We start from the raw sequence: 8,922 nt of genomic DNA, 5'->3' as shown, positions 1-8,922 counted from the left end.
TTGCACCAATTGCTGCAGTTGGTAATGGATTTACTATTAAATTGAATGAGGTTGTTGTGTATTGAGCAGGGTTTGAATTACTCTCCATACGAACATAAATCACTTGATTTGGCCCTCCAACATACGCTGTTGGTGGTGTTGCTAAATTATTATTAGCATTAGCTCCAGCTAGATCTAAATGATATGTTATAGTAAAATCTGACGCTGTTAAACCCCCTAAAACTGCTGCGTTTTGTGTTGTTAAATTAAACGTTTCAGTCCCATTATTAGTAATATCGTCGCAGACAATCATGTCTGGTGGTGTACTAGCTTGACATACTGAAACAATCGCGTCAAATTGAGTGGTTTGAGCACAGGTGTTTCCAAAAGTCTCAACTCTCACGTAAAAAGTTGTCACTGTTGCAGTAGTAGTTTGTAGTGCTGGTATTTGATTTATGTTATCAATAGCATCCTGTAAGGAGGCATAAAATAAAACATCATAAGTAAAAGGGTCTAGTCCATTTAAAATCGTAGCAGAATTTTGACTCAAATCAAAATTATTACCACAACTAAATAGATCATTTGGATTATTGTTAATTACAAAACCAGGTTGATATTCGACTGTTACACAATCTACTTGCGAACAATTTCCACCACTACCCACATTACTTGCATTAACGCAATAAATACCAGGACTACTAACTGCAAGGGTTGGACCCGTTTCTGCAGTAAGAACAGTTCCATCAAGAGTCCACTCAAAATTATAACTACCTGGGTTTAAACCTGTATCTAAAACTCTAACTTCTCCAGGACAGGGTGCTAAACCGTTCGCGATAGTCATATCAGATGTTTCGACACCTACACCAACAGGGTAACTTAAATTTGCTGTACCGACATTAAAACTACCTGCTTGAATGAATACAGCGGAATCTAACGCAGTATCTTGTCTATCAGAAATAACAAGTTTAATATGGTAGTTATTATTTGGAATTACAGAAGAGGAAGCCGTCATAACTACAGTTTGTCCATTATAATTTATAGGTGCCGTTGCTGCAGGTGCTCCGCCTGCTCCATAAAAAACGTCAAAAAAGGTTTCATTAGCTGAAAGACAACCAGTATTATAAGCATTATCTCTTACGGTTACAACAGAAACTGGAGTAGTTGTACCTGGAATTAAAGCTAAGTTTACAGGTGCTGTTCCACTAGTCACATCAGTAAGAATAAATGCAAATGCATCAGAAAATGAACATTGAAAAGTTCCGTATTCTTCCGAGGCAAAAAGGAAATTAAAACTAAAACTGTCTGTCAAAGGAGTAAAATCAAATTCTATTACACTAGCATTTCGCGGATTCATATTAGCACCAGTTGCTGCTAAAACAATTGCTGCTAAATCAGCATCACCTGGCCATGCGTTGGACCCATCGCTTAAAATACTAGTGTTAGGCCCTCCAATATTCATAGCGTTTCCACTGGTCATAACTACACCAGCAGAAAAAGGAAAATTAGGATTTGTATTTTGAAAAGATCCAATTCCGTTTGTAGATCCAAAATTGGAACCAGTGCTCCAAGTAATATTTGAAATTAAAGCACAAGGTGAGTCAATCAAAACATCTTGAATTAACTGTGGCACGGTGTAAGTCGTTGTATTTGGCACAACTGACTGACTTAAACCGATGAAGCTTGAAAATAATATAAATAATAAAGTAATTTTTTTCATCATAAAAGGGAATTATTCCAAAAAAATTGTTTGTTTTAAAAATCAAATATAAACAAAGAATGCAAATAAGTTTAGTAAATTTGCAAAAAAAACAACTTAATCATGTTAAACATAACTATAAAAACAACATCTAACAAAGAAATAATCAAATTTGAATTTGAAGAATTTATAACAAAAAACAAGAGTTTTGAATACAAAAACATAGATGAAACAAAAGATTCTCCCTTAGCTAAACAGCTGTTTTATCTACCATTTGTAAAGACAATTTATATTTCAGGAAATTTTATTGCTATTGAAAAATACTCTATTGTAGAATGGGAAGATGTGCAAGATGAAGTGGCTGAACAAATACAAACCTATATCACAAATGGCGGAGAAATTGTTATAATTAATCCAGATGACAACAAGAAAATTCCTGTTAGTATTTATGCAGAGACGACTCCAAACCCAAATGTATTGAAATTTGTTAGCAATACCATGTTGACAAAAACAGCTTTAGAATGCAAAAACATTGACGAAACAAAAGCTTCACCATTAGCTAAAGAGTTATTTAATTTTCCATTTGTGAAGGAAGTTTTCTTTGACGAAAATTATATTTCAATTTCTAAATATGGCGTTAAAGAATGGGAAGAAATAACTTTAGAAATTCGCACATTTATAAAAGAATACATTGAATCTGGAAAAACAGTGATTGACGAAAGTTTAATTACAAAAACAGAAACTCATCAAAAAAGCCAAGAAGAATATTTTGACAAACTTGATGTTACATCTCAACAAATTATAAACATTTTAGAAGAATATGTAAAACCAGCCGTTCAAGCAGATGGTGGAAACATTATGTTTGATTCATATGATGAAAAAGAAAAACGTGTAAAAGTTATTCTTCAAGGTGCTTGTAGTGGTTGTCCTTCTTCTACATTTACTTTAAAAAATGGAATCGAGAATATGCTGAAAGACATGCTAAAAGATGAAGCTATTATTGTAGAAGCTATTAACGCTTAAAATAATTTTTAGATCAAAAAAAAAGAGCCAATTTTCATTGGCTCTTTTTTTATTTATTATTTCTTCTTATTTGCATACTCATTGAATTCTTTAAACAATTCTAAAAGGTTCATCGTTGCTTTTATTAAATCATTGGTTTCGAGCAATAATCCAAAATATAATTTACTGTTTTTTGGGCTATTTTCTGTAGTTCTAATTCTTTCAATTTGTTTTTGAATTAATTCAGAAATTTTATTTAAAACATCTTCTTTTTCAGCTAATATTTTATCAATATTATCAAAGTCTTTATTATCAAAAATGTTCTCAATATCTTTAAACAATTCTAAGATATGCAATTCAACACTTTTTAAATCTCTAGTTTGATTAAATTTTAATTGTTTGTGATTATTATCAATATGTGAATGACTATTTAGAGTAATATAACTCAATGATTGTGTCATATCTTGCAAATAACCTAGTATTAAAATGTAGAATTTACTAGCTTCAACAGAAGTTTCATCTAAATTTTTAATAAAATAATACACATTACTTTTAAGTTCATCAACTTGTTTTTCTAATTTTTTGATAGCTTTCTTATTCTCTTTTAAAGAAGGTAGATCTTGAAGACTTAAACCACTTATAACACCACTGAAAATTCCATTTGATTTTTTTACAATATTTGCAATTTGATCAGAACTCTCTTTAATTACTTCGTGAATTGTAACAATATCCTCACGTTTTAGGCTTTTCATTACTTCTTCTTCCCTTACTTTCTTTTTGTGCATTTGATTACTTCTATAGAAGAAAATCGCAACAACAATCATAAAAGCGAAGAACGCAAATGCTTCACCTATATATAATAAATAAGCAATAATTCCAGAAGCTAAAAACGCAGCGAAAGCAGTAAAAAACCAACCACCAATTACATTTAAAACTCCAGCAATTCTATAAACTGCACTTTCTCTATCCCAAGCTCTATCAGCAAAAGACGTACCCATTGCTACCATAAAAGTTACATAAGTTGTAGAAAGAGGCAATTTCATTGACGTTCCAATAGAAATTAAAACAGCTGCAACAATTAAGTTTACAGATGCTCTAACCATATCAAACATAGGTTGTTCACTTCTTTTACCTGTATATTCTGGTAAAATAAATTGTTGGTCAATTTTAAATTGTAAAGATTTTGGCAAAATAAAGTTAACAGCGTTACCAACATACATTCCTCCTCTTACAATTCCTCTAGACAAGGTGTTTGCATTATATTTTTCAGAACCTTCACCTTGACGTGATAAGTTTTGTTCTGTTTCAATAACATTTTTTGCTTTTTTTGAAGTCCATAATGTGTATACCATTATTGTACCTGCTAAAGCTAAGAAAATAAAAGGTGCTGGAAGGTTTTCACCTTCTAAACCTGACATCATAAATTCTTTTGCTCCTAAAGTTTGACCAGCAACAGTGTACATTTCGTATGATTGAAAAGCTGCAATTGGTACACCTATAAAGTTAACTAAATCGTTTCCAGCAAAGGCAAGAGCTAATCCAAATGTTCCAACAATAATAATAAGTTTAAAAATATTGTATTTAAAAACACTCATTACTATTTGAGAAATGATTGTCCAGATTACGAAACAATATCCAATAATCATTAATTGATTACCTTTTATAAAGTCTTTTGCATCACTTGATATAAAAGTTACTGATTTTAAACCTTTTATCAATATAAAAAAGGATATTGCCGTTAAAGCGATTCCTCCAAATATTGCTCCAAAATATTTATATCTTTTTTCAACATGGAAAGTAAATAACAATCTAGATACATATTGAACAATAGAACCAAGAACAAATGACAACAAAACAGACAATAAAATACTATATACTATTTCTGATGCTTTTTTGGTGTTTATATAAGATTCTAGAGTACTAAAATCTCCATCTGAAAAATAAATTTTTGTTACTGCTATAAAAACTGAAGCTCCTAATAATGAAAATATAATCGAAACAGTTGTAGATGTTGGCAAACCTAAAGTATTAAATACATCTAGCAATAATACATCTGTAATCATTACTGCTAAAAATATCATTATGACATCATTGAAACTAAACATGGAAGGTGTAAAAATTCCACTTCGGGCAATTTCCATCATTCCATTAGAATATAAAGCTCCAACTGCAACTCCAATACTGGCAACAACCATTATTGTTTTAAAAGAAACTGCTTTTGAACCAATAGCAGAATTCAAGAAATTTACTGCGTCATTACTTACTCCAACCATAAGGTCTATTGTAGCCAAAAGAGCTAAAGCAATAAGCATTATAACATAAACTTGTTCCATAATTTTTTATAATTTAATATTGGGCAAATTTGTTACAAAATCTTGTATTTAATGTTAAGTTAATGTTATTAAATCAACTTTTAGAATAAATCTATAATTTGGAAAACAGTTAATAATACTATAAAAAACGGACTACCTTTTGAGTAGTCCGTTTCTTTTAAAATAAAACAATATCTTTTATTTTTTTGTTTCAACGTAATTATTGAATTCTTTAAACAATTCAAGTAAGTTCATAGTCGCATTAACTAAATCACTTGTTTCTAATAATAAGCCAAAGTATAATTTACTGTTTTTTGGACTATTTTCAGAAGTTCTGATTCGCTTAATTTGTTTTTGAATTAATTCTGAAACTGTTTCCAAGAATTTTGATTTATCTTCAATAACCTTATCTATATTATCATAGCTTCCAGAACTAAAAATTGCTTCCATTTCTTTGAACAATTCCATGATTTCAACTTCAATCGTTTTTAGTTCTCTTAGTTGATTGAATTTTAATTGTTTATGATTGTTATTTATATGCGAGTGACTATTATTTGCAATATAACTCATAGACTGAACAATATCTTGAACATATCCAAGTATTAAAATATAGAATTTACTTGCCTCTACAGAAGTTTCATCTAAATTTTTAATAAAATAATACACATTACTTTTCAGTTCATCAACTTGTTTTTCTAGTTTCTTTACTGCTTTTTTATTTTCTTTTAAAGAAGGTAAATCTTGCAAACTTAAACCAGACACGATACCACTATAAATTTTATTCGTTTTTCCAATTATTTTAGAAACCTGATTAGAACTTTCACTCATAACTTCATTTATGGTTACGATATCCTCTTTATTTAACGTTTTAAGTTCTTCTTTGTCTTTCATTTTTGACTTATGAACTTGATTGCTTCTATACAATAGCACTGCAATTAGTAACATTAATCCAAAAAAGGCATAAACTTCGCCAATATATAATAAATAAGCAACAATTCCAGAAGCAACAAACGCAGCGATTGCAGTAAAAAACCAACCACCAATTACATTTAGAACTCCTGCGATTCTGTAAACAGCACTTTCTCTATCCCAAGCTCTATCAGCAAAAGAAGAACCCATTGCTACCATAAAAGTAACATAAGTAGTTGATAAGGGCAATTTCATTGAAGTTGCAATAGAAATTAAAACAGCCGCAACAACTAAGTTTACTGATGCACGAACCATATCGAACATAGGTTCCTCACTTCTTTTTCCTGCAAATGCAACAGACGCAAATTGTTGATCAATTTTTGCATTTATCTTATTTGGAACAATATAATTTAGTCCGTTGCTTAAAATTACTGAGCCTCTAACTAAAAATCTTGAAAAGGCATTTGAAGCAAATTTTTCAGCTCCATCAGATTGTCTAGACAAACCTTGTTCTGTCTCTAATACATTCATTGATTTTTTAGAAAACCAAAGTGTCGCTACCATTATTCCACCTGCGAGGATTAATAAAAATGTAGGGGTATCTACTTTCTCTGCTAATACAGACATTGCAAATCCAGAGGCAGGAGCACCTGAAACCACCCAAGCTTCATAAGATTGCCAAGCAGCAATTGGTACTCCAATAAAGTTAACTAAATCATTTCCTGCAAAAGCTAAAGCCAGAGCAAACGTACCTACAATAATGATGATTTTGTATATGTTTTTCTTTAAAACTGCAACCATTAAATAAGAAAAAACAAACCAAAACGCAAAACTAGCTAATAATACTATAGGAGTTTTATCTTTAATTAAAGGTTTAATTTCGTTGTAAAAATCAGTTCCTTTTAGTCCTTTTATTATTATAAAATAAGTAATCGCAGCTAATGCAATTCCACCAAAAACAGCACCAACCCATTTTGCCTTCTTTTCATAATTAAATGTAAGAGTTAATCTAGAAATGTATTGAACAATAGCTCCAATTGTAAATGAAACGACAACAGACAATAAAATTCCTAAAATAATTTGAGTTGCTTTATCCGAATTAATATACTGCCCAATAGTCGATAAAGAGTCTCCTTTGTTTACTATTTTAATTACAGCAACAACAACAGCTGCTCCTAACAATTCAAAAACTATAGAAACTGTAGTTGAAGTTGGCATTCCAAGCGTGTTGAAAAAATCTAACAGTAATATATCTGTAATCATTACTGCCATGAAAATAATCATAATTTCATCGAAAAAGAATTCACCTGGCATAAAAATTCCTTTCCTAGCTACTTCCATCATTCCGCTAGAAAAAACGGCTCCTACTGCAACTCCTAAACTTGCCACAATTAATATTGTTTTTAGAGAAATTGCTTTTGATCCTACTGCTGAGTTTAAAAAATTTACAGCATCATTACTTACTCCTACCACAAGGTCTATAGCGGCTAAAACCCCTAGAGCAATAAGCATAATTATATAAATTTGTTCCATAATGTAATTTTAAAATGTAATTATTAATTTTAGTTTATGTTAAAAGTGTAAATCCATTTGCAATCTCCACATAACTTGATCACTAGCATTTTGAATACCTAAATAACTAACATCTGATTGTATTTTTAGTTTATGACCTACAATATATTTCGAAACACCAAGTGTAAATTGTTTTTGCAAATTTTCTCCTGTTATTGTTTTATCAAGTTTTACTTGCGTAAATCTCGTTGCTATTTCATAGTTGTTTTTAAACAAATAACCAGTCTGCAAATTATAAGACTGACCTACTTGAACAGCATCACCTGTTAAAGTACCATCAGAGTTTCTTGCCAGTGGATCAGATGATGATCTATCTGCGAACTCACCCATAAACGAAAATCCTCTGTATTTAAACATTGCATCAACAAAAAGAGTTTTTATGTTGGTTTCAAAAAAGCCTACATCTGTAAACATATAAGAACCTTGATTACTTCTAGTTTTAACAGCATTATTATTAAAATCATAAGTTGAAGCAACTGATAATTTTGGAGTAATTTCTCTTTTTAAATCTCCACCAGAATAATCTCCTTCACCTTCGAATTCACCAAATGGTAAAAACTCAAGCCTTGCAGTATATTGATGACCTCCTAAATTTCCTGTTGTAACATTTCTTCCTTCACCTTGTGACATTGCTAATTTTTGTCGAATTAAAAACTCCTTACCTAAAGTAAAGTGATTTCTTAACTGAATTCCCATGTCACGATCAATATTAAACTCACTGTTCAACATAGAACGATCTACTAATTGCATGTTTCCAGATGAAATAACACGTTCAACGTTTCCTGGTAGTTTTGTTTGACCAGCCCAAAATGATGCATTTTTATAAAAACTCCACATTATAACTGCATCATAAATATACCTTGGCGTATTCCCTGTAAATTGAGAACCTCCAGAAATATCATTGTTAGACAACCCAATTTCCATTTTATAAGTAAGTTTTGGAGAGTAAGCAAAACCATTAAACTTCAACCTTGACCTTCTTAGTAAAAATTCTTGTGAAGGATTTGTAAACTTATCATCCACAACATCCCACTCAGAAGTAGAAAGAATTTGCATTCGCGCAGAAAAATTCATGCTCCAAGTACTATCTTTTCCAACAATGTTTAAAATTCCTTTTCCAAAATTTGTAGTCTTAATGCTCTCGTCTTGAGAATAACCTAATGTAGAAAATAGCAAAAAAAATGTTGCTATTAATAAATAATTTTTCATGTTTTGTCTTTAAGTTTTTGTCGCTGCAAAGAACTTAATTTAATGTTACCCTAACGTTATCTAAAGATAACCATTACATTAAAAAAAAAGCTGCCTGGCCAAGGCAGCTGAATCAAGAAATAAGTTGACAAAAACTTTACATTTCATGAATTGTCTAAAGACTTCTGCAAATGTCTATATTGATTATTATCTAAATGTAAAGACGAGGTTATTAATAGATTAAAAAAACATAAAAGAAAATTA

Annotated in this window: 5 protein-coding genes; 1 reads left to right on the top strand and 4 read right to left on the bottom strand. The window is 30.6% G+C overall.

Translation table 11 applies throughout. The annotated features are described in order from the left end of the window. The coding region (locus AAC008_RS13000; protein WP_339889757.1) for a choice-of-anchor L domain-containing protein at positions 1–1,699 on the bottom strand (1,699 nt) is incomplete at its 3' end. Positions 1,700–1,798: 99 nt separating this feature from the next. Here AAC008_RS13000 and AAC008_RS12995 point away from each other — a divergent pair. Further along, the gene (locus AAC008_RS12995) at positions 1,799–2,698 is read left to right on the top strand and encodes a NifU family protein (protein ID WP_339889755.1); all 900 of its coding nucleotides are present in this window, start codon (positions 1,799–1,801) and stop codon (positions 2,696–2,698) included. Between the two features lie 56 nt (positions 2,699–2,754). Here AAC008_RS12995 and AAC008_RS12990 read toward each other — a convergent pair whose 3' ends face one another. From AAC008_RS12990 to AAC008_RS12980, 3 genes are all read right to left on the bottom strand, one after another. Further along, positions 2,755–5,010 carry an inorganic phosphate transporter gene (locus tag AAC008_RS12990; protein ID WP_339889754.1) on the bottom strand — a complete coding sequence of 752 codons (2,256 nt, stop codon included), beginning with the start codon at positions 5,008–5,010 and terminating at the stop codon, positions 2,755–2,757. 177 nt (positions 5,011–5,187) lie between these two features. Continuing rightward, entirely contained in the window at positions 5,188–7,431 is a 2,244-nt protein-coding gene (locus tag AAC008_RS12985; protein WP_339889753.1) for an inorganic phosphate transporter, read from the bottom strand. Between the two features lie 39 nt (positions 7,432–7,470). Continuing rightward, positions 7,471–8,679 (bottom strand): porin, encoded by a 1,209-nt coding sequence (locus AAC008_RS12980; protein ID WP_339889752.1) that lies wholly within the window; start codon positions 8,677–8,679, stop codon positions 7,471–7,473. Positions 8,680–8,922 lie beyond the last annotated feature (243 nt).

The organism is uncultured Flavobacterium sp. (assembly GCF_963975515.1).
In the GTDB taxonomy this organism is placed as follows: Bacteria; Bacteroidota; Bacteroidia; order Flavobacteriales; family Flavobacteriaceae; genus Flavobacterium.
This window is presented reverse-complemented; position numbering and strand designations above follow the sequence as displayed.